Genomic DNA, 22299 nt, shown 5'->3' with positions numbered 1-22299 from the left:
GAGGCTTGGAACAGGCTCGTCGATCAGCCTTGGCGCATCATGACCATCGGCCGGCGCCAGTGGGCATGTCGGTTCTGATCAATGCAGGTTGGTATGAGCCCATCCGTCTTTCTGATACTCAACCTTGAACGGGTAAGTATCGGGCCAGGCTGAGCCACCGCCCCACACTATCGTTCCGACCACAGTTCCGGCGTAGCGCGATTGTATTTCGTCGTACTGCTTGAACCACGCCTTGCCGTTAAACTCGGGATTGCCTGAGCCGTTCTCGAGCCAGCCACGGGCACCGCCGCCGACACCGATCTCAGTGATCATGCACTGAAGCCTGCGAGCTTTGCAGCCGTCGAAGAATGTCGGGATGGCGGGCGATACCGAGGAACCGCTGATCTCTGGGTTGCTCTTGCCGGACTTCGCCTGATCATTGCCGGTGGTCGTCGGGTAGTGGTGACCGGTCCAAATCAGCCTATTGAGCGGATCGATCGTCCCCGGCCCGCCGACCTTGTCGAGATCTGCCATAGCCTGTCCGAAGTTGGCGACGTTGTTCCAGTTCCCCCAGCCAATTGCTAGCGGGTACGTTATGCCTGCTGCACGAATGCCAGCGACGAGAGCCTTGACAGACTGTGCATATGCAGGGTCCCAAGCCCCTTTTCCGCTCTCGTTCTGAAGCTCCAGTACGATCAGGTCGTTGTTTCCAAATCGTTGTTGGAGAGCAGTGCCAAACGCCACCCAGAACTTGAGCAAGTCCGGTTCCGCATACTGCGAATAGGTGTGGTCGTCGATCACAAACATCACGTCGTTTGAAATACTAAGCTCGATGTTCTTGAAGATAGGTTCGAGCTGCGGAGTATCGTAACCGTTGAGCTTTATGACCGGGGTAAGCGCAACACCATTCCACAGGTTCTTGCGGCGCAAGGGCATCCTTATTGCACGTGCGCCTGCATTCACGATGTATGGCTTAACGAATCGAGTGATGTCCTCGATGTAGCCGTTGATGCTGTTGCTCATCGAAACACCGTTTCGGAAAAACGGCTTAGCCGCTACAGCCGGAGGGCTATAAATTGGATTGTTGGCGCTGGTGTTAGAAGCTACTGGCGCCACGGCAGGGGCGAGCGCTGAGATCGTCGCCGTTTCTGACGCAGGAAGAACGATACTGCCGGGAGCCTTGCTCGACTCAGGCCCACACGCCGAAACGGCGAAAGAAAACGCGCATACGGCCAAGGCCGCTGCCGACTTTTGGTTGTTTGCAATCATTGATCATGCCCTTTCGATGGGCCCTAATCGCTTGATAAATGAAATAATCGTAACCTTGATCACCATGAAACTACGGGTGAGGTGGCCCCTCAAATGACCTGACAGGGTCTCGCTCTTAGATAAGAGTGAGGCATATGACTGACGGTACGACCAGGCGTTACAACGATGGCGAGGTCCTCTCCGGTGTTCAGCGCCGGAGGCGGTGGACACCGGAGGAGAAGGTCCGGATCGTCGAGGAGACGTATCTGCCCGGGATGAGCGTGTCGCTCGTCGCCCGCCAGCATGGCATCAGCGGCAGTCAGGTTTTCACCTGGCGCCGGCTGATGAACCAGGGAGCGCTGACTGCCGCGGCCGCTGGCGAGGAGGTGGTGCCGGCGTCCGAGTACCGGGCGCTGGAGCCGCAGGTACGCGAACTGCAGCGTCTGCTGGGCAAGAAGGCGATGGAGAACGAACTGCTCCGCGAGGCCGTGTCCCGGGCCGCAGGCCCAAAAAAACTGCTGTTGCGCTCGACCTCGTTGCCCGGGGATCGGCTGTGACCACGGTCGCCGATGGGCTTGGCATCGCTCGCCCGCATCTGTCCGCGATGCGCAACCGGCCACCACCACGACCGCGTGGACGGCCCCCGCTGCCAGACGCAGAGCTGGTCGCCGACATCCGGCTGCTTGTCGCCGAACTGCCTACGTACGGCTACCGTCGCGTCCATGCGCTGCTCCGCCGTCAGGCCGAAAAGAACGCGCGCCCAGCGCCCAATGCCAAGCGTGTCTACCGCGTCATGAAGGCGCATGGGTTGCTGCTCCAGCGCGACGGTCAACGCCGCGAAGAGCGGCGTCACGATGGTCGTGTCGCCGTCGACCAGCGCAACACCCACTGGTGCTCCGATGGACTGGAGATCGCCTGCGACAACGGTGAGAAGGTCCGTGTCGCCTTCGCGCTCGACTGCTGCGACCGCGAGGCAATGGGGCATGTGGCGACAACGGGCGGCATCACCGCCGAAGACGTGCAGGACCTGATGGTCGCCACCGTCGAGCACCGCTACGGCCGCGTGAACCGCGTGCCCCAGCCAATCGAATGGCTGACGGACAACGGCAGCTGCTACACTGCTCGCGACACTCGCACCTTCGCCCGCGACATCGGGCTGATCCCACGCACGACCCCGGTCAGCAGCCCGCAGTCTAACGGCATGGCCGAGGCGTTCGTCCGCACCCTCAAGCGCGACTACGTCCGCGTGAACCCAAGGCCTGATGCGCAGACCGTCATCGCCCAACTGCCCGCCTGGCTTGACCACTATAACGAGGTGCATCCGCATCGCGCTTTGGGCTATCGATCTCCACGCGAGTTCATCACGACAACCCGCGAGGCCCTGTCAGCTATTTAAGGGGCAACAACAACGGGTAGGATCACGCCGTAGCGACGGGTTCGAAACGTATTCAACCTGGGGACCCTCCCTTGTTGGTCATGGCCGCGCTTAATGGCGTCCCCGCTATGGACACGGCGCTTCAACCACTCAGCCTTCATAGGCTCACGTTTTAACATGTGCGGGAGCTCCCGATCCGGGGAACCAGCGCTATCTCCTGGCGCGGCGTGGGAGGTCCCGGCTGCCCGCTCCCGCTCGGTTCGCACGGAGGTTCGACAGCCGAAAGTAGTAGGGCGAGTGCCGCTCACGGTGAGCACGACCTCGTAAGCGCGGAACAGTGGTCCGCAGCCATCCCGGCTTCACGCGGCGCCGGCTGAACAACCGCCATTTGTGGCGAATATTGAATCGCCGATTTTGATAATAGCCAGTGGCGACTATCGTGCGGTAACGTGCTGCAGAAATCGTTGAGGAACCAGCTCAAGTCGGATGTCTGCTATGACGGCCTGCCTCTACATGATGGCCCTTCGCACCCTCTTACTGTTCGTGGTCCCGTGCCGCTAACGTCGGCACACGAGAAAACAAACTGTGCCAAGGCCTCGATGTTCTTGAGGGGCGTGGTGTCTGTAATAAGCGATGCAAGTTGTCTAGGTCATCAGTTCAACAACCCGGCATGTTTGGAGAGCGTGCAAACTGAAGGCGCGAAAACGCCTTAGGGGCAATGTTGATGAAGTACCTGCTACACCAGGCTCAATGCCCGCAGACGTTCGCCGTTTTTGGACGATACCGGAATGACTATAGGTGATCTGCCGCCTGATAATATTTCTGTGCAGGACCGGTCGAAGACGGGACACAACGCGTGCCTCCTGAGGGTGAGTGCGGCTGCAGAAACGCGGCGTGCACTGCTGGTCTAACAAAGCGCGTGCTCGTTCAAGGCGTCAGAAAGATCCGGTATATAGGCGAATTGCCGTACATTGTACCGATCTTAAGTGGGTCTTAACACCCTTAGCCTAATGCCATAAGCATGTATGAAGCGTTCGGCATGCTGGATGAGCGTAAGACGCGGCGGTCCGATACCCATGTTGCCGCGACTGTGGTACATGAATTTAAGGATACAACTCACGTCTATTTGCTTGACGTGGGGCTGCACGGTTGCCGTGTTAGCACTCCCACGCGGCTAACAGCGGGTAGCTTCGTCACCGTCATCGTCAAGGGCTTGCCTAGCTTAGAAGCTTGGGTTGCTTGGAGCAACGACTCTGAAGCTGGGTTGAACTTCGCCCACAAGCCACCTCCTAATGTGGTAGCGGCAATATTGGCTGCCTGAGCCGACTAGCTTAGGCGTGAGTTTCGGGATTTCGCCACGGTATAAGTCCGGGCCAGTAGGGCTGCAGCGACTTCGCCTCGAGGCAAGGGGATAAAGCTGCTGACGCCCGAACGATCTGGCGTTTATCTCGGTGCGCCAAGTTCGCAACCGAGCGCCTTCCGATATAAGTTACGTAGTTGCTGCGGTTTCAGCCCTGCTGAGCCAGAGCTCCAAGAAGGAGCATTCCGGATCCGATCCAAAATGGGGCTGACAGAAGTGAACCGATAAGCACGCCGCGAAGGGCCTTACCACCATAAGTGGGCTTCGCCACTCGCTGAAGCGATCCTGTCGCCATACAACCTCTCCACGCTCTTCTTACAGGCAACCCGTTGACCCGCCTACGGTTCTCCCGTTCTACGTGACCAACGTCATCATTGTGTAATGGTTTCACCGCGGGATCAACTAGGTTTTTCAGAAGAGAGGGTCTCGCTGCAATACGAGGCTCGGACCAGTGATTTGCACTTGGGCATCTCGCCCTCTCAAAGGCGGCGAAAGAAGCGCCCGACCTCGCTCAGAGCGTGTCCATACAAAGGTGACCGAACGAGGAAGGGGAGGGTGAGGGTGGCACCGCCCGCGGGTGCGGAGTGAGGTGCCCCTTCTGAATGGTCTACTACGACAGCCTGGGTCAAGAAGGGCGACAGATGCCTTCAAAGAAGCTCAAGGCGGAGGAGATCATCGGCAAGCTGCATGAGTTTCTGATCATGATCAGCCAGGGCGGCGCGATCGCGGAGGCGTGCCGCCGAATCGCGGTCAGCGAGCAGACGTACTATCGCTGGCACGGGGGATTGGGGGCTGAAGACGGTCTAGGCCCGCCGAATGAGGGGTCTGGTCAACGAAACGTGCGGCTGCGCCGTGCGACATCCGGCCTTACGCTGGACGAGCTCATCTAGAGGAGACCACGCGAGGGAACTCCTGAGCCCCGCACGGGGCGGGCGCAGCATCGATCAGGTCTGGGAGGTGCTGGAGGTATCCGAGCGACGCGTCGGCAACTTGCTCGGGTATGGGGACGTGCTGGCCAGGTTGATCGAGCTGTTCATCACCGGGACCCGCCCGCGCAGATCAGGTCAGGCAACAGTAGCGGGTTTATCACGACCGCAGCGCAGAATCCGGCTTGGCGGGGTCGGCGGAAAGACGTTCTAAGTCGCGCCGGGCTCGCCATGGGAGAACGCTACAACAAGCGTTTCAAGAGTCCCTGCCAAAACTGCTCGAGGGCGAGATCCTACATCCTCCAAGCAAGCGTGATGATCAAGACATGGCGGCGCGCAGACACCACCTTACGGCCGCACAGCAGCCTCAGCTACCACCCGCCGGCACCAGAAGCGGGGACATTGCCAACCAAGAAGCTACGGCGATGATCTGACCTAGCCTTCTGTCATGCCCAAAGTGTCGTGAGCTTGCCGGTGTCAGTTAGCCGACACTGTTCAGCTCTCGGGGCGATGGACGGACATGATCGTAACTGCAACTTGGAGGTCTGCGGTACGTTCGGGCTCCATTCAGTTGGCAGCTCCCTTCGCAGAATCGAGCTCATATGGGCGCTAAACCAATTGCATAAGCTTATCGCTTCGGAGTGTGAACCGCTCCGGATAACGATACGGGTAGGATGACACAGAATGGCGCTGGGATTGCTTATGACGATGGTGTTGTCGCTCATGAGCGACCAACGAGACAAGGGGCAGCCCAAATCCGAGATCAAGCTCGATTTCAGCCTTGATGAGAAAATGATCCGGCGTTTCGATGTCGATCGAGACGGCGAGCTGAGCTTACCTGAATTCCAGAACGCAATTGTTGCGCAATTGCGCATAGCCGCGTCTTCGGCCGGACATGAAAGCCGCACCCTTAGGGAAAGTGATCTGTCCAACTTCAAAGCAGGTCTTGTCGCTCCGTTCAGAACCTTTGATCTGAATGCAAATGGATCCGTAAACATCACGGAGATGCGCAATGCGATTGAAAGGCAAACAAGACGAGGCAAGCGACCATAGCCTCAACGCAGACGTGCTGAGTTGATCGATCGACGATGAGCACGCTCCATGCTCTACTAGGTTGCATTGCGATGTTGGCTGGGCGAAAAGCAGAGCGCCACTACCTTTGACGAGAGGCCCACCTTGTTCGAAGTTGTCAATGAGTGCGATCAGTGGTGCGCGCCTTCGCGCCTGAGGTTGATGTCCTCTTCGCGGGGACGGCCCACATGAGCACGGTGCGAACGAATAGCCGCCAATGGGCCAGATGAGCGCGTTTGTGCTCAGCGCGGAAAGAATATGAGATCGCCGGTGATCGACGACCCTATAAGCTATTCGATCTGATACATAGCTGTAGAGCGTGCCTATTTCTACGAGGGCCTAGTTTAATCCGAAGCAGCGTAGTAGCTAACGTTTCATACTCTAAGCATGCAACAAACAGGCTCAAAAACGCGAGGATAGAACGCCCGGGTCACCGACACCTTCAACTGAGATAGATCCCCAGTTGACTGGCGCGCTTATCTTCTACCTGTGGTAGGTGACGAGTGGTTTATCATCATTTCCTGCATAGCGAGGGTTAAAGACATTGGCCTTGCGATGGTGATTCTTGTGAAAGTACGAGCCGAACGAAACGAAATTCAACAGCTTGTACCAAAGATTATGGTTCAAATTGAGAACTTCGTATCCGCCGTTCCCAGTCGGACGATGAGTTCGATAGTTGAAGTCTGCGTAGATTAACGTGTTGGCCATTTTAAACGGCACGTACAATGCCACAAAAGCAGTCGGGCCGAGCAGAAGTAGCACGAACAGAACTCTCATGAAACGCACTAGCGGCAATAACATACCGACCAACGCCCACGTTACCCTAGAATGAGCGTTTTCTTTGTGGAACTCGAAGTACTTCAAGGTTAGACTCGTTTTCATCAACGGCCCCATGGCGTTCACATAGGCGCGGAAGGACATGTCTCCCGGGGCATGTGCATCCTTTTCTGGGTGATCCGGAGCTGCGTGATGGATGAAATGCGAGATGCACCAGCCGGCGAATCCGGTTAGCTGAAACAGGCCGCATATCTCCCCCCAGAAGCGGTTGAGCCACACGCCACGAAAGTTTCCATGAGCTGCGTTATGCATGAGGGCTGCGGAAATAGTTCCGGCTAAGATTCCCAAAGGAACGAGTCCGAGGGACGTTAATGAAAAGCTGTGTGGTTGTGCAACGCAGATAAGAGCGAGGTAATAGGCCCCGGATAGGAAGATCAAGGAGAAACTCGGTAGAACAAAAAGAACAAGACCAACGACCCATAAAGGCCAGAAGTGCATTTGATAATAGTTGGCAAAGAGCAGGTGCGTGGCTAGGCCACCGATAAACAGCAGGAGCATATTCCAGGCGTAATATCTAAGGAGGTAGTAACGATCCTTTCGAAAGCGCATGTGGGCATTGCTACTTGCGGCCGGAGTATAAGGCTTTATGAAGCCTTTGAAAACTGCCACGGCCTCGATGAAAGCTGCAAGCTTCCCTGCCGCTGGTATGGGCAATTCAGAATCATGGTGGATGACAGTTTCAGCCATGGCTCGCGTCCAAAATGAGTTTCTACAGCTCCCTTTTAGCAGGACTAGGTTAACTCAGTGGAAACGCGGTACTACGGGGTTTCGACCTGCGCCCCTGTGTAGACCATGAACCTCTGCCTGCCACCGACCAAACGGACGGATCAGCAGGAGCGGGTTGGAAGTTCAGATCCACCCCCTTGCATGATTTGAGCTATCGGGTGGGAGCCGGGCGGGTTCCAGCGGCCACTGTCGGGCGAAGAAGGGGGAAGGCACACCGACACCGGCAGTGCCAACTTCGTGACGCCCAAGGCTCTGGACGAGAGGTTGGACATGCCCGCGCCTGGCCGCGACGTACTGCGGCTGATGACGCTGCGGAGCAACGACGAGTTCAGCACCACCGTGTACGGGTATGACGACCGCTTCTGGGCGTCAAAAACACGCTCAAGGCATTGCTGATGAACCGGTCGGACATGAACAATATGGCCGGCTCGCCCTATCTGCTGTGGCGGGTGGGAAGCCTCGGCCTTCTCGCCGTGGTCGCCTGCGTGCTCGCGATCCGATCTTTTTCGCCCACCGCGCGAACTCGGCAGGGGCTGATGCTTGCCTGGGCTGTCGCGGTAGTGGCCATTGCCGCCAGCGCGTTCGTCGTGCCCGAAGGAGTGAGCGACCGCGCGTTGCTCAATCGCATCGATCCGGCGAGCGGCGTGAAGTGCGCTACCTCCATCTTCGTGCTCTCCCTGCCGATCGTGGCGCTGCTCGGGGCGCTGATGGGAAGGGCTGCACCGACCCAGCCCAGGCTCAGCGCACTCGCCTCTGGGATCGCCGCAGGCGCCTGCGGAGCCTTTGTCTTTGCGTTCTGCTGCCCCTTCAACGACCCTCTCTATGTGGTCGTCTGGTACAGCGTTGGATGCGCCGCCGTGGCTGGCGCGGCGCGATGGCGCCTGCCGCGACGCTTCCGCCTCTAGCCTGATCCGACGCGGCCGACCTTACGCCGCGCTCCGTCGAAACCCTCCGGTCACCAACCCACCCGGATTCCGGGAAGGGAGAGGTGCGCCCTCGTAACAGAAGGAAAGCTGCCATGACGAGCACCACGCAAGCGAAAGCTCCCGACCGGGACTGGCTCAAGTCTTATTACTATCTGCGCTTCGCGGTATCCGCCGTCTGGGTCGTGCTCGCGTTAGCCGCCCGGAGAAGCCTGCCCCAGCTGGCCGCTGTGATGCTTGTCGCGTATCCCGCCTAGGACGCCTTGGCGAACTACCTCGACGCCAGCCGGAGCGGCGGTTTGGCTAACAACAAGAGCCAGATGCTGAACTTCATCGTCAGCGTGATGACCGCAGTCGCCGTCGCAGCGACCCTTTCGCATGGCATGCATGCGGTTCTTCAGATCTTCGGCGTCTGGGCCGTGCTGTCTGGCCTTTTCCAGCTCATCACCGGCGTGCGGCGCTGGAAGTCATTGGCGCACAGTGGGCGATGATCCTGAGCGGTGCCCAGTCAGGCCTCGCCGGGATGCACATGCTCAGCAAGGCGGCCGGCGCCGCGCCCGTCAGCACCGCTGACGTCGCACCCTATGCGGCGTTCGGCGCCTTCTACTTCCTTGTCTCGGCGGTCTCGCTGACGATCAGCGACGCGCGTCGCCGCTCCAAGGCCGTGACAGCATGAGCACGGGTCCGATTATCCGCCGCAGCGAGAGCCTGCGGTGTCTCACAAAAGGATTGAACCGTCTCTGTCGACGTCAAGGATCGCACCACCGCTGCCTCGACCTGAGACCGGGACGGCCGCACCCGCACCGAAGACGGGAAGCTCGACCTGCAACTTTCCACGTTGAAGGAACGAACTTTTTGGGGGCGGCGCTGTCGGACGCGGCTCTCTTAGTCATGCCTCCAAGAATAGACGCGAGACGCCGTCGCGGTGCAGATGACATGCTGGCGAATTGGTCCATGATGCGCTGCCATTTTCGTCCAGCCTCACACGGTCGGCTAGAGCCCGTTCAAGGGCACCGTCCGGAATGTCATGCGCGATCGGGCATTCCGAGGAACAGCTCGGCTAATGGGGGTGGACAGTCCAAGACGGAAATCCACACGATCAACTAGCGTGAAGCGATGTTCACGCCGCAGCCTGGAAGCTCCTCTCGATCAAATTGCGACCGCGCAACTGCTCCGACTGTCTGCGCTCTTCGAGGCGCAGCTTGATTGCGTGCTCTTCGGTCTGTGAGAGAAAGAGTGAGTAAAGCGAACGCGAGCGTGTGATACCAATGCCAGATCGGTGGGATGCAATGCTTTCCGCCACGTCAGAGACGTTCAGCCACATCAGCTGCGATGGTGCATCCACAGATGGGTTGGTTCTGAGATCGCCGACTGGCGTGAAACCGAGCATGTTCTGGTAGAACCGGCGGTGACGCGGGTTCACTTCGATAAACAGGTCCGTGCACCGGTGGTTCTGCAAACCGTACAAAAACACGGTGTGGAAAAGCATGGCGAGGTTCTGCTGGTCAGGGAGTTCAGTCTCGAAGGCGAACTTGATGAGCTCGCAGACCTGAGCACCAGGAGCAGCTCTGAAACGGTCGATCTCATCCTTAAACACCGAGTCAACGGCAAGGCCGCCCGGCGCATCTACCCCCAAGGTGATTGTCCCAACGATTTCTTCGTCCGTCAGTGCGATCAAGGTCGTATGGCTCTCATCGTCCGGGATCTGGTGTTCCGAACCATAGCCACGCCACCCAAAGCGTCTGTTAAGCAGCTGGCCCGCACCCTCGCGATCCTCGGAGGTTTCGGCGAGCCGCAAGGCCAAAGTCCGGGCCAGATACTTGCTACCAGGCGCCTGCTTCACCAGAGCGCCGGCTTGCCCCATGTCTCTGACCACTGGTGGAACATCAACGCTGATACCGCAGTGCGGCAATGTCGACAGCTGAGTGTACATCGAAACCCCGACTATTTGCGAGAACCTGTTGTCTTGCAGGATCCTGATAGCGGAGTCGTTGCAGACGCCCCACTCAGGAGAAGCAACAAGTCGGGTTTTCCCTTAGGACGTCAGTAACTTAGCGGAGCGAGTGGGGGAGATGCTATACTCCAACCGGAGCTGCGACAGTTAGGTCGTGCGAGTGCGACTGCCGGCGAGAGATACGAATCAGTCAACGGAGCAGCCTTCAATGGTACGCGTCTTGCTCGCGATGAGCGTCTCTCGCGTCGATACGCTTGATAGCCAAAGAGCTCTTCGCCCGGCTGCGAACATGAACAGGGGGTAGTCCCGGGAGCCAGCTACCCCGATCAGCAATGGTGCGAGGTGCGGCATGGAGTACGGTTTCGAGCAGGGGAGCTTGGACGCAGGCCGCTGGGGGGATGCCAGGCGCAGCGGAGCTTGTCAGCTGCTCATGACCGTTCCAGGCGTCGGCGTCGTGACGGCAACCTCCTTTATTACCGCAATCGAGGATCCGGCGCGGGAGCAGAGACGCGGACGTTAAGCCAGCGCCGGGTGGACTTCTGGTATCCTGCGTGTCGCCTCAAAAGCCGTCAGACAGCTTCCGCCCAACCCTTGCCGTCTAGATGTGCCGCGGTCGCCGCAGGATCTGACCGTCGGTTCATGTTGCCCTCAACAGCCGAAACCGGGCTAAGCGGGACAGCGCAATCATTGCCGACCAGAGCGCGAGATCTAGCGTCATCAACCGGACGCGGTGCCGATTGTCCGCCAGCCGTCCAGTGGAACGCCGAACAGCGCGTTTAAGCCGCCGAAGGCAGTGCCGTAGAGAAAGCGAATATCGGCGTCGCTCAGCCCCAAGTCGCGGCGGATGTACGGGGCGTGGGTAGTGAGGATCTGCGGGGCCGGCCTTCTCGGGGACGGTGGGGGCCATGGTTCACCTCCCTTTGTCATGTTTCCGCAGAGCGGAGCGAGCATACCGGCTTCACAGAGAGGGTGTTGAGGTCCGACTTACTGCGTGCCTTGCGCCGAACGGCCTCCGGATAGCGGGAGAGGGGGAATGTTAGGGTTGCACAGCAAGGCTTGGCTGATAGGTTTGGGGCAAGGGGATGAACATGGTTGCTTACTTCGTCGACACGTTGCCCCATTTCTTAGCGTATTTCGCTGCGGCGGCGGGGCTCGCGGTGGCGTTCCTGGCCGCTTACGTGCTGATTACGCCCCATCGCGAGTTCGCGCTGATCGGGCAGGGCAATACCGCTGCGGCGGCGCAGGTGACGGGAACGTTTCTCGGTTTTGCGGTGCCGGTGGCGATGGTGATCGGGCATTCGGTAAGCATTCCCGACATGCTGATGTGGGGCGCGGTCGCGGCGGTGGTGCAACTGGCTGTGTTCCTCGTGATCGCGCGATTGGTGTTTCGGGCGGTCTCGCAGAAGATTGCCGAGGATTGCATGGCGTCGGGCGTGTTTGTGGGCGGCATGGGGCTGGGCTTCGGCGTGCTTCAGGCCGCGTGCATGGTTCCTTGAGCAAAAGGTGACGCCATGCGCAAGCAATTGACGATGACCACCGCAATGGCGGCGGCGCTGCTGGCGCTGCCCGCCTGTTCGTCGCGCAACGACGAGTGGGAGGCGGTGACCGCCGACCGCGACACCGCGGTGTGCGTGGACAAGGACGGCAAGCGCGTCGACGACCGCCAATGCAATCCGCAGGCGCGTGGGGCGTATGGCGGTGGCGGCATGTCGAGCGCGTTCCTGTGGTACTATCTCGGGCGCAACGCGGCGGTGCCCTTTTATGGCGACTCGATCAGCGACCGACGCTTTGCAGGACACGGATCCTACACGCCGGCGCAGGGGGTCCGCTATGCCGAGGCGCCGCGCGCCAGCCGCATGACGCGGTCGCAGGCGGTGTCGCGCGGCGGGCTGGGCTCGCGCGGGCGCAGCTTCGGCTCCGGCCGCTCTTGAGGTGCAGCGCCACGGGATCGCGCCCCGGCCCGACTGGCAGAAGACCGTCGAGGAACAGGGCCTGATCTGGCACAGCGACGGCGACGAGCGCTATTGGGAAGAGAGCGCCTATTACTCCTTCACGTTGATGGAGATAGAGCGGATCGAAGCGGCAACCGAGGCGGTGTACGGCCTGTTCCTGGAAGCCGGCGAGCGCATCGTTTCCGATCCCGACGTGATGGCGCTGTTCGGCGTTCCTGACTGGTGCCACACGGCCGTCAAGGCGGCGTGGAAGAACGAGCCGCCGGCGCTCAATTATGGCCGGTTCGACTTCGGCTATGACGGCACCGGTGAGCCTAAGTTGTTCGAGTTCAACTGCGACACACCCACGTCGATGCTCGAAGCCGGCGTGATCCAGTGGGAGTGGAAGGAAGATGTCTTTCCCGAGCTCGATCAGTTCAACAGCCTGCACGAGAAGCTAATCGAGCGCTGGGCCAACGTTCGCGCGCGGCTGCCCGGGCAGCGGGTGTGGTTCACGCACGCCGCCGATCCGTCGCACGAGGACACGATCACCACGACCTATATGCGCGACCTGGCCGAACAGGCGGGCCTCGAAACACTGGGAGTGGTGATCGACGATATCGGCGTCGACCGCGCGGGGCGGATCGTCGACACCGATGAACAGTTGATCTCCGCACTATTCAAGCTGTACCCGTGGGAATGGATCGTCAGTGAGGAATATGGCCGCGACATCGTGCGCCACTTGCCCGAGACCGCCTGGATCGAGCCGATCTGGAAGATGCTGTGGAGCAACAAGGCGGTTCTGCAGGTACTATGGGCGATGTTCCCGGGGCACCCCAACCTGCTCGCGGCGTCGATGTTCCGGGAGAAGGTGGGTGCGGACTATGTGGCCAAGCCGTTCCTGGCGCGCGAGGGCGCGAACATCGAAGTCGTGGCGAACGGCGCCACGCTGGCGCGCAGTGCAGGCGAATATCGCGAGGGGCTGACGATGTACCAGGCGCTGTATCGGCTGCGCGATTTCGGCGCGGGCTATCCGGTGCTGGGGTGCTGGGTGGTGGACGGAGCCGCGGCGGGGATGGGTATCCGCGAGGATGGGCTGATTACGGGAAACCGGGCGCGGTTCGTGCCGCACGTGATCCGGGGGTAGTTGAAGGCGCGATCCTCCCTGACATGGCGAGGGGAGGGCCGCGCACAAAGTGCATGATGGAGGGTGAGCTATGCGAAGCTCCGCTCAGGTGAACTCTTCACGAGGTAGATCGCCACCGCTTAAGCAACGAGCTCGACAGCGCCTATGGCGTGACGCGGCGTCCATGCCGGGACGTAGGCTGGTCCATTCCGCAGCTGCCGTTGCACCCCCGAATTACGTTACGCGGCGTGCGTAACGAACATTAGAAGGACTGACCCGCAAAGCCCCACCGTGCGGAGCCTATGCCGACCGCGAAGACGGCCATGCTCCCGGCATACAACGCCACCGGTCTTAAGAGCTTTCGGAGGTCGCTATTGGACGACGGCAGCTGTTGGTGCCCTGCTGCCGTCGAACCCACTTCATTGTCCTTTAATGCCACGCGATCCAAGCCAGCAAAAGTGCGCTTAGCCCATCGCGAGTGCATTCACGGGTACTTCATCAACACATTGAACATTCACGTCCGTGCGCGCCGGGCGAAGGGGATTATGGGAGCGCTGCTGCTAACTCGCTGCAGCGCGGAGGTCAGCTCACGCAAGCTGAAGGGCTTCCGTAGGAGCAACACTCCCTGAAGCTCCGAAGGATCAAGGTCGGCAAAGCCGCTTATGAGGAGCGTCCGCATGCCAGGCAGGTGCTCACCAACCTCCTTGATCAGCTCAAGACCAGTTTTGCCCGGCATCAGGTGATCTGTGATAAGAACGTCGAGTTTGGGCTTGCTGTTGAGCTTGATGAGGGCGTCGTTTGCCGAACTCGCCGTTAAGACGACGTGGCCTAACTCCTGCAGCATGGCTGAAGTATTATCCAGGACGAGCGGGTCGTCATCGACCACCATCACAGTCAGACTTCGGCTGCTGACCTCAATCGCAATCGGTTCGCTTTTCGTGACTACAGTGCGGTCTTCAGCCTCCTTGGTCGCGACAGGGAGATAGAGTTCAGCGGTCGTACCCTTGCCCGGACAGCTACGAAGGTGCAGCCGTCCGCCAGACTGAGCCGCAAGTCCGTGCACCATGGAAAGCCCGAGACCCGTTCCCTTGCCGACACCTTTTGTGGTGAAGAAAGGGTCGGTCGCTCTTGCGAGCGTTTCATCATTCATGCCCTCGCCATCATCGGAAACAGTAAGACGAATGTAACGGCCCGGCCGAAGGTCATCGTTGACGCCCGAGGGGAGCACCGGTTCATCGGCGGAGATTTTTAGCGAGCCCCCAGCGGGCATCGCGTCGCGTGCGTTTACCGCCAAGTTGAGAATCGCCATCTCTAGCTGATTGGCATCCACTCTGGCCTGCGGAAGGTGTAGGGGGAACTGAGTGTCTACCCGGATTTGCGGCCCGATTGTACGCTGAAGTAGATCCGCCATGCCACGGATGAGGCCTGGTATCTCGACGGCGCTTGGCCGAAGATCCTGCCGCCGAGCGAAGGTCAGTAGTCGCTGAGTTAGCGACGCACCGCGCTGTGCGCCCTCTAGGGCACTTTCCACCAATCTATTTGCCTTAAGATCGTCAGCTGGCAAGCGCCGGCGAAGTAGGTCTAGATTACCGACGATCACGGCGAGAAGGTTGTTGAAGTCGTGAGCAATCCCTCCGGTTAGTTGGCCAAGTGCCTCTATCTTCTGTGACTGGCGGAGTGCGTCTTCGACCCGCTTGCGATCAGTCACATCGGTTAAGCCTCCAAGGACGTGGAGGAAGTTCCCCTCTGCATCCCGCTCAACTTTCGCGGCCGCGACAACATCCAGGAACTTCCCGCTCTTTGTTACCGCTCTGTAATCCCGTGGCGGCAGCACTTCCTTGGCTATCAATTCCGGCAGGTCCTGCTGACGAAACTGTCTGGCCGAAGCTTCTGTGAGGAAGTTAATAAGCGGTCGGCCTTCGACCTCGTCTCGTGAATAGCCCATCAGGCTTAGCCAAGTGTTGCTTACCTGCTCGATGCAACCGTCTTCATTCAGCGAATGCAGAGGAAGCGGCGTGTCCTGGTACAAAGAGCGAAAGCGCTCTTCGCTGGCACGCAAGGCGTCTGCTTCCCGCTCCGCCATGACAGCGAACCTGCGGTCGAACATCGCGGCCATCAACGCTAGGAAAAGGATCAGAAATGTGGCTGCCGAGACGCTCATGGCGAGCGCGGTTTGTCCGATGCTCGCGCTGCCCTCTGCCATGTCCGTGCCGGGAGCCACCGTAAAGATCGCGGCACGCATTCCGGCGTAGTGCATGCCGGCAACTGCGACGCCCATCAGACACGCTGCCGCGAGACGCTGCAGCTGGCTGCTTTCGCGCGATGCGATCCAAAGCGCCGTTGTCGCAGCACCTATAGCTATGAGGACGGATATACTGAGCCACAATCCGTCGTAGCTGATCGACGAACTCATCTGCATCGCCGACATGCCAATGTAGTGCATGGCGACAACGCCAAGGCCCATCAAGAGACCCGCCGCGGCAAGCATGAGCCATGAGCGATAAGCTCGGTTCATCATGGTGAAGCTTGCGCCAGTCGCTAAAATCGCGACTGCCAGTGATAGAAGCGTCAGGCCAAGATCGTAGCCAAACTCCATACCAGGCATGCTGAAGGCGAGCATGGCAACGAAGTGCATCGACCAAATTCCACCCCCCATCGCGATAGAGGCCGACCCAAGCCAAGCGCGCTGCAGCCAGCCTTCCGAGGCTCGGACGCGACTGGCCAGGTCCAGGGCAGTGTAGGATGCGACAATGGCGATTACGATGGATATCGCTACCAAAACAGAGTCATGCGTGCCGCTCGTTGGCATCGAACATCACCTCCCAACCACGTGGCGAGTGTATGCCTTTCTCCGCGATCGGCCATCCTATTTTTATCGCGGACGCTGCTGGGAGCGATTTCGACGCGAGCGCTCCGGATCATTGAACCACTCCGCGCCGCCTTCCTTTAGAAGATGTTGGGGAGTCCCGTTCGCTCACGCCTAGTGAGCAGCAGGACGTTTCTGCCAATCCCAGGCAGCGTGCGTCGCTTCGCACGTAGCGAAGAACTATCGTCATCCGTACTGCCATCCAGGGCGTGTGGAGCTAGAGCGCTGTCTGTTTCTCGGACGCTAGCTTGGATGTCCACGCTGGCTCTTGGTTGCCAAGTCAGCCAACGATAGGATTCAGGCTAATGACCGGAGGTACAGAGGACATCGGCCTTCTGACGGAGGACGTCTGTGGCCCTTTTGAGCGAGGCGTATCTTTTGGTTGGATACGAGCCGTTGATCGGGTTGGTAGCCGAGGCCTGTCTCCAAGAGCATGGTGCGGAAGTTGCCTGGGCACAGACGGGGTCACGCCGCTATACCGCGCTTGAGGAACATCCGTCGAGCTTCCACTTTCTCATATCCGACGTGAATCTTGGTGTTGGCACTACCGGTCTCGACGTGGCCCACTTCGCAAGGTTGAACAAGTCAGACCTTTCCGTGATATATATGAGCGACCAGGAGCCGGAGGCTCTGTTACCGTTCGCCGTCCGAGGTGCGACATTCGTCACGAAGACCGCTACAGAGCACAAGCTGGTGCATGCCGTTGTTGCCTCATTAAGCAATCTTGCCACGCTGAGCACCGCGGCCGCGACAAGGAGCTGCTCCTCGTGAGGCACTCCATCCTTCTGCGGGCGATTTTCTCGGCGGCCTTAGCCACTTGGCTGTTCGCAAGCGCGCCAGCGTCCGCTCAGAAGTACCGCGCGCAGGACGTCCGTGGATGGACGGTCGCCGCAAGCAAAGGTGGCAGAGGCTGCTTCTTGACCAAAGATTACGGTGGCGTCGGAGGAACGACGCTCCTTCTTGGCCTCGGCGTTGACGGCGAGAACCATTTGTCCGTCCTGAACTACAATTGGTCCATCAAGCCGAAAGAGCGATTGCGTCTTAACTTCCGCCTTTCCGGTGGAGGCTACTCCAAACACCTCGCTATCGGCATGGCATCAGACGGCAAGAAGGGGTTCGTCACGAATTTCGAGCCGAAGTTCCCCACCTACTTCGCCGCCTCCAAGGCCCTTCAGATTTATAGGGGGGAGGTCCCGGTGGAGCAGTTATCCCTCGATGGGAGCGGCGCGGCCGTTTCAGAACTGCGCCGCTGTGTGGATCTGCACCGCACCGCGCCCGCGGCGGAAGCACAGGAGAGGGAGCGGTCGTCCAACATACCGAAGGATCCGTTCGCACCTCGCCCCGAGCGGAGATCTAAGAGGTAATGTATCGCATCACCGGCGGTTGCGAGTCCCGGCATCCCGCGGACCCAGAAGGTTCGATCGGTGCCGGTGGAGCTCCCTCGCTCCTCGGGCGTGTCTAGTACCGTAAACCACTGGACCGAGAAGATGCACAGCCTGACAGAATAGGATTGATGGAACGGCAGCGCTTCGGCTCGGTTATTCCGGTTGGTTAACGAGTGAAAGATTAGCAATGTCGCGTGTAACGAAACTTGCTCCTGCTATTATGATCCTTGCTGGCGCGATTGGCCTGAGTGGCTGTGCTACCAAGTCCTATGTCCGCGAGCAGATTGCTCCTGTTAGCCAGCGCGTGGACGCGCTTGAAACGAGGCTGCAAGAAACTGACGGCACCGCTAAAGCAGCGCTTGCAGAGGCGCAGGCCGCATCTGCGCAGGGGCAGGGCAATGGTCAGCGTCTCGACCAGCTCACCACCCGCGTGGACACCGTAGAGCAGCAGCAACTGCAGGCACAACAGAAGCAGCGAAAGCGTCCGCGCAACTGAGGCACGTTATCACGAGCGTTGTTCCCAGACTCATCTTTGGGTGGTCGCTCTCTGAGTGGCCACCGTTTACTTTCGAGCGCCCGCATTGGTGACGAAGATTTCTCTGGCGCTGGCAGGGCTTACAATGCTCGCGCCCGCAGTCGAACTTGCGGACGCATCGCCGGCGGCACAGTCTCGGTCTGAATTCAGGCGGGTTGAAGGGGCTCAGCGCCCCTCAACCGCAGTCAAGCGCGTCTCCGACTGGATACTTTCATCGCGCGACAATCATTCCTTTCCCTACGCCATCGTCGACAAGGTAAATGCCTCGGTCTTCCTCTTCGATCAAACGGGAAAGGCTTTGGGCGCCGCTCCTGTTCTGATCGGGGTTGCCCTTGGAGACGATGCTAGCCCCGGTATCGGGAGCAAAAACCTCGCCGAGATTGGTCCTGCAGAGAAGACGACGCCCGCCGGTCGTTTTCTGGCGAAGTTTGGCTTGGCCGCCGGAAGGGAGCGGGTTCTTTGGGTGGATTATGCCACCTCCGTGGCTATTCATCCTATACCCAAAACCGCTAGTAAGAAGGAAGCGCGCCGCAAGCGGATCCTCTCACCAAGCGCAGAAGATAACCGCATCACGTTCGGTTGTATAAACGTGCCTAGCGCCTTCTATGGCAAAAGCGTACGCCCACTTTTTCAGGGGAGAGGTGGATATGTTTACGTACTGCCCGACACGAAGGCGCTCGAAGCAGTCTTCCCCCGCTTGCGCGTGGATGCGCTCAGCGAGCACGAGACCCGGTAGAAGGCGTTTGCGGCCGTGCGGATCCATCAATGGCGCTTTGGCCGGAGCCGGCCCCCGACTGAGCTCAGTCAAGTACGCCTTAGCAAGAAGCATCGGCCCTAAGCTGTGGTGAGCCAGTGCTGACTGTTGTCCAATTCGCAAGAAGCCCTTCAGCGCGCCCTGCAAGAAACCGATGGCAAAGCGCCCGCGAGGGGAAAGGTGCCCACCTACATGGGTGCCTCGTCCTGATCTCCTTGGCAGCATTCAGCGGCAATTGTCTCCATCAACTTCGCGACCAGCTAGTGCGCCGACATTTGCCCCGATAATTATACCCAGTCGTGCTGCGACCCCGCCAGGAGTTGCTGCAACCGATCTCGCCGCTGAGCAGACCGCCGCTGCGCCGAGGACGAGTGCCGGTGATGCCACTGCTGCAGCTTCGATAGCTGTCGCGCTGGCGAAAGGCGCCGTCGCCTCGGTACGTTCGGTTGCCTCAACTGCCACGGCAATTTCGGACGCCCTATAGCCATTGCTATAGCGCCGGTCCCGGTAGCCGCCCTTCAAAGCGCTGCGCCACGCAAGGGGTCGCGGCCATGCCGCCCAGAGTTACCGTGGTGGCGAGCAAGGCGGAGAGCAGGGCCTTATCCATCGCAATCCTCTTGTCAGCGGCTCACTGCCGCCATTCGATGGTCACCTTCTGCGAAACTCCAGGTGCAGCACGCCTGAATGGGGTTGTTGATCGCCGTTCAGGTTACAAGACGCCAGCGTCCTACACTGCGCGAGATTGTATGCAGTAACCACAACTTCGTTGCAGCGCCTAACCACCCTCTGTGCGTCTTCGCAGCATGCTCGTTGAGACCCGGCCCTAGGGAGCAAACGCGAACGAAAACGAAGGGCAGTCCCTAGGAAGCGCGAGCTGTTCGGGAAAGCAGAATTGGACGCTTAGCCGTATGATCTTTGCTGGACAAGCGCGGCTGAGTGGCCGCTAGTCCAGCTGGAACAATTCGCACGTTATCGTACGTCTTTCGAGATCAAGCCGTTTGTCGGACGGGGAGTCGCAGATAACGAGCAATTTTCGAATATCCTGGTCGTGGACGACTGCCAGTGCTTCCGGGTGATCGTTGCCACGGCCAAACCCAAGTTCGATAATCCGCTCGGGTCTATGGAGACAGACGGTATGTTTGTGTGCGGGCGGCTCGTCCAGCCACCCGCGCCAGCGGTAAACTGCGCAAGGACCGTCGAGAGCGGTGGTTGGCCCTGCCAGAATGAGCAAATCCTTACCCACTCGCTTCAGATCGCGTATGCCCAAACCCTCGAGATCGAGCATCCGCTTGTACAAGCTACCGTCGATAGCGAGTTGCGTTTTAGCTCGCTCTCGCAGCTCGAACTCTAACAGCACGGCGTATTTTTCGATCACAGGTCCGCGCATGCCGAGGGCTACGCGAGGAAACGCGACAGCAATTCCTTCGAGATCCACGCCTCCTTCCTTCGCGGGGATCTTAGTGAATGGGGCCATTAGTGGGTCTCGCGCGAGAGCCCGAGCGAGAGCGTTCCCATGCTTGGTCTGCTTCGTTTGTTTTAGCATCTGCGCCCGGCGTGCGTCGGTCCGGCCGACCGGCTTGAGTAGACCTGATGCCTGGTCGTCGGGCACGAGCGGCAGGCGGGCGAGCAGGCAGCGCGCACCCGCATTCCGAAGGTCAGCGTAGGTCTGGAGATCAATTCGGGCATCATCGCGTTTTTTTAGCTTCGGACGCGTTTTTGCATGCGAGCCAAGCACCCACAGCCAGCCATCATCTTCGGCAAGGCCCTCGATGTCCGCTTCTTGGTCAGGATCTATCGGAAGGCAATCGGCCAGTTGCAAGCGCCCAGAGCTTTTCCAACCGTTCTCAATCTGTCCGAGGCGCTCGATAGAAGTGCCTTCATCGCTGCCAAGGAAGAGGGTTCCATCGACCAGAACTGCGGCCGAGAGATCTTGGATGGGATCATCCTCACCTGCCACGGCTGCCTCAACTTGCAGGTCTACCTGCCCAGCTGAATGCGTCAGCTCGGGCCAACCGTCTCGTCCGTTGTCCACGTCGCGCAAGCAATTGCCCCCTTTTGGTTCTGCCTTGTAGATCATCGGCTTATCACGTCTGGGAAGCGAGCGGGAAGATGCTGAGCAACTGATGGCGATCGAGCGGCCCGGAGGGGCAACAAAGGGTGCTCCGCTAGATTGATTTTCGTCTGACGCTGCACTGCACAAGATGGTAAACGTTTCGCAGCGCGAATGGTTTGCTGCCTACGGTGAACTAAGAATGGTGGCGGGGAGCTTGTCTGGCGAGCCGCAACCATGATCGAACTATAAGGAGGCTCGAGCGACACATGAACGCTAATGTTCCGGACCTCCGCTCAAAGGTCGGCATCCGCGCAGCAGCGCGCACGTGCGTTCGAGAACCGGAGACAAGCCTCAGTTACGATCCACGAGCTGAGGCCCGGTTGTCGCGCTCCGCAGGGGACCCTGAGACTGATCGCCCCGATGCAGTCGTCGTGGTAGGAAGGCTCCTTGAGCTGGTTCGGTTTGCAGCTATTGATCCTGAACCTTGGCGCTTCACGATCGCACTTGATGGGCAGCCTTCGCTGCTTTCCAACCACATTGCTGATCTGGCACGAGAGTGGGCATTGAGAGATTCATAGAGGCTTGAACGACCCGGGTTGAACTTGGGAAGCACCGTTAGGCAGCTTCGCATGGGTGTAGGCCCCCACTTTCGCACCCTCCCGTCGCGAACGACACTCGCATGTCTGCAAAGCCGTCGTTAGACGCGATGCTTAGAAGATGAACCGGTGGCAAATTGTGGAACGCGTGCGGGAATCCTAAACGGCAGCTACTGGCGCAACTCGGCCTTTGAAGAATTAGTCTCGTCCGCCCCAGCCGTTCCTTGCCACCGCTAAGGTGCTGCCGTGGCACAAGGCGGAGCCCGGCTTCAAAGTCGCGCTCGCGGCGGAAGGTGCTGGCAGATGGCGCCAGCGCGACCAGCGCGGTCGTAATCACCGAGCCGACATTCAGCATTGTCGTCAGTCGCTTCGCCACGGAACCGGCCTTTGCCGGGTTTGCGGTTTCGCTGTCTAGCAGAGCGATCTGCTCCCGAAGTGCCTGCAGGCTCTGGGCCAAGACTGTCAGCACAGGCCGCGCCACGGCGGGTATGTCGGACGCAGGAGCGGTGAGGATTTCGACCAACTTATGTTCTTCTGCCGTTTCACAACCGGCTTTACGTAATACCAACCTGCATTGATCAGAACCGACATGCCCACTGGCGCCGGCCGATGGTCATGATGCGCCAAGGCTGATCGACGAGCCTGTTCCAAGCC

Annotated in this window: 21 protein-coding genes and 4 pseudogenes; 18 read left to right on the top strand and 7 right to left on the bottom strand. The window is 59.5% G+C overall.

Annotated elements, in window-relative coordinates; translation table 11 throughout:
* Nucleotides 1-78 precede the first annotated feature (78 nt).
* On the bottom strand, nt 79-1248 hold the full coding sequence (locus tag FHT02_RS20085) for a glycoside hydrolase family 5 protein (protein WP_221239608.1): 1170 nt from the start codon (nt 1246-1248) through the stop codon (nt 79-81).
* A gap of 134 nt (nt 1249-1382) precedes the next feature.
* On the opposite strand from FHT02_RS20085, the gene FHT02_RS20075 reads away from it, so the two are divergent.
* The 5 genes and pseudogenes from FHT02_RS20075 to FHT02_RS20055 all read left to right on the top strand — a co-directional run bounded on the left by FHT02_RS20075 (nt 1383) and on the right by FHT02_RS20055 (nt 5941).
* Nucleotides 1383-2623 (top strand): IS3 family transposase gene (locus tag FHT02_RS20075; protein ID WP_184091789.1). Its coding sequence is split into 2 segments (ribosomal slippage): nt 1383-1727 and nt 1730-2623, totalling 1239 coding nucleotides; the frame shifts between segments, so codons are not numbered across the junction.
* A gap of 1000 nt (nt 2624-3623) precedes the next feature.
* Nucleotides 3624-3923: a PilZ domain-containing protein gene (locus FHT02_RS20070; protein ID WP_184091787.1), complete on the top strand. Its 300-nt coding sequence runs from the start codon at nt 3624-3626 to the stop codon at nt 3921-3923.
* A 680-nt stretch (nt 3924-4603) separates the two neighbouring features.
* A pseudogene (locus FHT02_RS20065) lies at nt 4604-4961 on the top strand (transposase); the annotation flags it as partial.
* A gap of 158 nt (nt 4962-5119) precedes the next feature.
* Nucleotides 5120-5317: an integrase core domain-containing protein gene (locus tag FHT02_RS22320; RefSeq protein WP_184091783.1), complete on the top strand. Its 198-nt coding sequence runs from the start codon at nt 5120-5122 to the stop codon at nt 5315-5317.
* Between the two features lie 255 nt (nt 5318-5572).
* Complete coding sequence (locus FHT02_RS20055; protein WP_184091781.1) at nt 5573-5941, top strand: penta-EF hand family protein; 369 nt, start codon at nt 5573-5575, stop codon at nt 5939-5941.
* Nucleotides 5942-6442: 501 nt separating this feature from the next.
* On the opposite strand, the gene FHT02_RS20050 is transcribed toward FHT02_RS20055, so the two are convergent.
* On the bottom strand, nt 6443-7483 hold the full coding sequence (locus FHT02_RS20050) for a fatty acid desaturase (RefSeq protein ID WP_184091779.1): 1041 nt from the start codon (nt 7481-7483) through the stop codon (nt 6443-6445).
* Nucleotides 7484-7792: 309 nt separating this feature from the next.
* Between FHT02_RS20050 and FHT02_RS21995 the strand changes: the two genes are divergently transcribed.
* From FHT02_RS21995 to FHT02_RS21765, 5 genes are all read left to right on the top strand, one after another.
* The gene (locus tag FHT02_RS21995; RefSeq protein ID WP_281393333.1) at nt 7793-7918 is read left to right on the top strand and encodes a hypothetical protein; all 126 of its coding nucleotides are present in this window, start codon (nt 7793-7795) and stop codon (nt 7916-7918) included.
* Entirely contained in the window at nt 7918-8427 is a 510-nt protein-coding gene (locus FHT02_RS20045) for an NrsF family protein (RefSeq protein WP_184091777.1), read from the top strand. Before FHT02_RS21995 ends, FHT02_RS20045 begins: the two co-directional genes overlap by 1 nt.
* A gap of 113 nt (nt 8428-8540) precedes the next feature.
* Entirely contained in the window at nt 8541-8702 is a 162-nt protein-coding gene (locus FHT02_RS21775) for a hypothetical protein (protein WP_246352590.1), read from the top strand.
* A gap of 6 nt (nt 8703-8708) precedes the next feature.
* On the top strand, nt 8709-8936 hold the full coding sequence (locus tag FHT02_RS21770; RefSeq protein WP_246352589.1) for a hypothetical protein: 228 nt from the start codon (nt 8709-8711) through the stop codon (nt 8934-8936).
* Nucleotides 8933-9121, top strand: a complete 189-nt coding sequence (locus tag FHT02_RS21765) for a hypothetical protein (protein WP_246352588.1) — start codon at nt 8933-8935, stop codon at nt 9119-9121. Before FHT02_RS21770 ends, FHT02_RS21765 begins: the two co-directional genes overlap by 4 nt.
* A gap of 444 nt (nt 9122-9565) precedes the next feature.
* Here FHT02_RS21765 and FHT02_RS20035 read toward each other — a convergent pair whose 3' ends face one another.
* Nucleotides 9566-10378, bottom strand: a complete 813-nt coding sequence (locus FHT02_RS20035) for an N-acyl amino acid synthase FeeM domain-containing protein (RefSeq protein WP_184091775.1) — start codon at nt 10376-10378, stop codon at nt 9566-9568.
* A gap of 360 nt (nt 10379-10738) precedes the next feature.
* Between FHT02_RS20035 and FHT02_RS21390 the strand changes: the two are divergent.
* A pseudogene (locus tag FHT02_RS21390) lies at nt 10739-10895 on the top strand (IS110 family transposase); the annotation flags it as partial.
* 165 nt (nt 10896-11060) lie between these two features.
* Here the strand turns inward: FHT02_RS21390 and FHT02_RS21760 are convergent.
* A pseudogene (locus tag FHT02_RS21760) lies at nt 11061-11272 on the bottom strand (MFS transporter); the annotation flags it as partial.
* 215 nt (nt 11273-11487) lie between these two features.
* Between FHT02_RS21760 and FHT02_RS20025 the strand changes: the two are divergent.
* Genes FHT02_RS20025 through FHT02_RS20015 form a run of 3 tightly spaced genes read left to right on the top strand, consistent with a single transcriptional unit; the run spans nt 11488 to nt 13477 of the window.
* The gene (locus FHT02_RS20025) at nt 11488-11895 is read left to right on the top strand and encodes a DUF350 domain-containing protein (RefSeq protein WP_221239606.1); all 408 of its coding nucleotides are present in this window, start codon (nt 11488-11490) and stop codon (nt 11893-11895) included.
* Between the two features lie 15 nt (nt 11896-11910).
* Nucleotides 11911-12330 carry a hypothetical protein gene (locus FHT02_RS20020; protein ID WP_184091771.1) on the top strand — a complete coding sequence of 140 codons (420 nt, stop codon included), beginning with the start codon at nt 11911-11913 and terminating at the stop codon, nt 12328-12330.
* Nucleotide 12331: 1 nt separating this feature from the next.
* Entirely contained in the window at nt 12332-13477 is a 1146-nt protein-coding gene (locus FHT02_RS20015; RefSeq protein ID WP_184091769.1) for a glutathionylspermidine synthase family protein, read from the top strand.
* A 493-nt stretch (nt 13478-13970) separates the two neighbouring features.
* Here FHT02_RS20015 and FHT02_RS20010 read toward each other — a convergent pair whose 3' ends face one another.
* On the bottom strand, nt 13971-16265 hold the full coding sequence (locus FHT02_RS20010) for an MHYT domain-containing protein (RefSeq protein WP_184091767.1): 2295 nt from the start codon (nt 16263-16265) through the stop codon (nt 13971-13973).
* Between the two features lie 408 nt (nt 16266-16673).
* On the opposite strand from FHT02_RS20010, the gene FHT02_RS20005 reads away from it, so the two are divergent.
* The 4 genes from FHT02_RS20005 (at nt 16674) to FHT02_RS19990 (ending at nt 18978) form a co-directional block, all read left to right on the top strand.
* Nucleotides 16674-17093: a response regulator gene (locus tag FHT02_RS20005; protein WP_184091765.1), complete on the top strand. Its 420-nt coding sequence runs from the start codon at nt 16674-16676 to the stop codon at nt 17091-17093.
* Entirely contained in the window at nt 17090-17686 is a 597-nt protein-coding gene (locus FHT02_RS20000; protein WP_343057019.1) for a hypothetical protein, read from the top strand. Before FHT02_RS20005 ends, FHT02_RS20000 begins: the two co-directional genes overlap by 4 nt.
* A gap of 208 nt (nt 17687-17894) precedes the next feature.
* Nucleotides 17895-18203, top strand: a complete 309-nt coding sequence (locus tag FHT02_RS19995) for a hypothetical protein (protein ID WP_184091763.1) — start codon at nt 17895-17897, stop codon at nt 18201-18203.
* A gap of 88 nt (nt 18204-18291) precedes the next feature.
* On the top strand, nt 18292-18978 hold the full coding sequence (locus FHT02_RS19990; RefSeq protein WP_425506466.1) for a hypothetical protein: 687 nt from the start codon (nt 18292-18294) through the stop codon (nt 18976-18978).
* Between the two features lie 961 nt (nt 18979-19939).
* Here FHT02_RS19990 and FHT02_RS19985 read toward each other — a convergent pair.
* Nucleotides 19940-21073, bottom strand: a complete 1134-nt coding sequence (locus FHT02_RS19985; RefSeq protein WP_184091761.1) for a DUF3616 domain-containing protein — start codon at nt 21071-21073, stop codon at nt 19940-19942.
* A 759-nt stretch (nt 21074-21832) separates the two neighbouring features.
* Nucleotides 21833-22141, bottom strand: a pseudogene (locus tag FHT02_RS21755) (transposase); the annotation flags it as partial.
* Nucleotides 22142-22299: the final 158 nt, after the last annotated feature.

The organism is Sphingomonas xinjiangensis, from assembly GCF_014199255.1.
GTDB classification, from domain to species: Bacteria; Pseudomonadota; Alphaproteobacteria; order Sphingomonadales; family Sphingomonadaceae; genus Sphingomonas; species Sphingomonas xinjiangensis.
This window is presented reverse-complemented; position numbering and strand designations above follow the sequence as displayed.

What these genes read in the sequence shown, in the direction of transcription:
- FHT02_RS20085 (WP_221239608.1), bottom strand. Translation starts at nt 1,248, where the DNA reads ATGATTGCAAACAACCAAAAGTCGGCAGCGGCCTTGGCCGTATGCGCG.
- FHT02_RS20070 (WP_184091787.1), top strand. Translation starts at nt 3,624, where the DNA reads ATGTATGAAGCGTTCGGCATGCTGGATGAGCGTAAGACGCGGCGGTCC.
- FHT02_RS22320 (WP_184091783.1), top strand. Translation starts at nt 5,120, where the DNA reads ATGGGAGAACGCTACAACAAGCGTTTCAAGAGTCCCTGCCAAAACTGC.
- FHT02_RS20055 (WP_184091781.1), top strand. Translation starts at nt 5,573, where the DNA reads ATGGCGCTGGGATTGCTTATGACGATGGTGTTGTCGCTCATGAGCGAC.
- FHT02_RS20050 (WP_184091779.1), bottom strand. Translation starts at nt 7,483, where the DNA reads ATGGCTGAAACTGTCATCCACCATGATTCTGAATTGCCCATACCAGCG.
- FHT02_RS21995 (WP_281393333.1), top strand. Translation starts at nt 7,793, where the DNA reads ATGCCCGCGCCTGGCCGCGACGTACTGCGGCTGATGACGCTGCGGAGC.
- FHT02_RS20045 (WP_184091777.1), top strand. Translation starts at nt 7,918, where the DNA reads ATGAACCGGTCGGACATGAACAATATGGCCGGCTCGCCCTATCTGCTG.
- FHT02_RS21775 (WP_246352590.1), top strand. Translation starts at nt 8,541, where the DNA reads ATGACGAGCACCACGCAAGCGAAAGCTCCCGACCGGGACTGGCTCAAG.
- FHT02_RS21765 (WP_246352588.1), top strand. Translation starts at nt 8,933, where the DNA reads ATGATCCTGAGCGGTGCCCAGTCAGGCCTCGCCGGGATGCACATGCTC.
- FHT02_RS20035 (WP_184091775.1), bottom strand. Translation starts at nt 10,378, where the DNA reads ATGTACACTCAGCTGTCGACATTGCCGCACTGCGGTATCAGCGTTGAT.
- FHT02_RS20025 (WP_221239606.1), top strand. Translation starts at nt 11,488, where the DNA reads ATGGTTGCTTACTTCGTCGACACGTTGCCCCATTTCTTAGCGTATTTC.
- FHT02_RS20020 (WP_184091771.1), top strand. Translation starts at nt 11,911, where the DNA reads ATGCGCAAGCAATTGACGATGACCACCGCAATGGCGGCGGCGCTGCTG.
- FHT02_RS20010 (WP_184091767.1), bottom strand. Translation starts at nt 16,265, where the DNA reads ATGCCAACGAGCGGCACGCATGACTCTGTTTTGGTAGCGATATCCATC.
- FHT02_RS19995 (WP_184091763.1), top strand. Translation starts at nt 17,895, where the DNA reads ATGTCGCGTGTAACGAAACTTGCTCCTGCTATTATGATCCTTGCTGGC.
- FHT02_RS19985 (WP_184091761.1), bottom strand. Translation starts at nt 21,073, where the DNA reads ATGATCTACAAGGCAGAACCAAAAGGGGGCAATTGCTTGCGCGACGTG.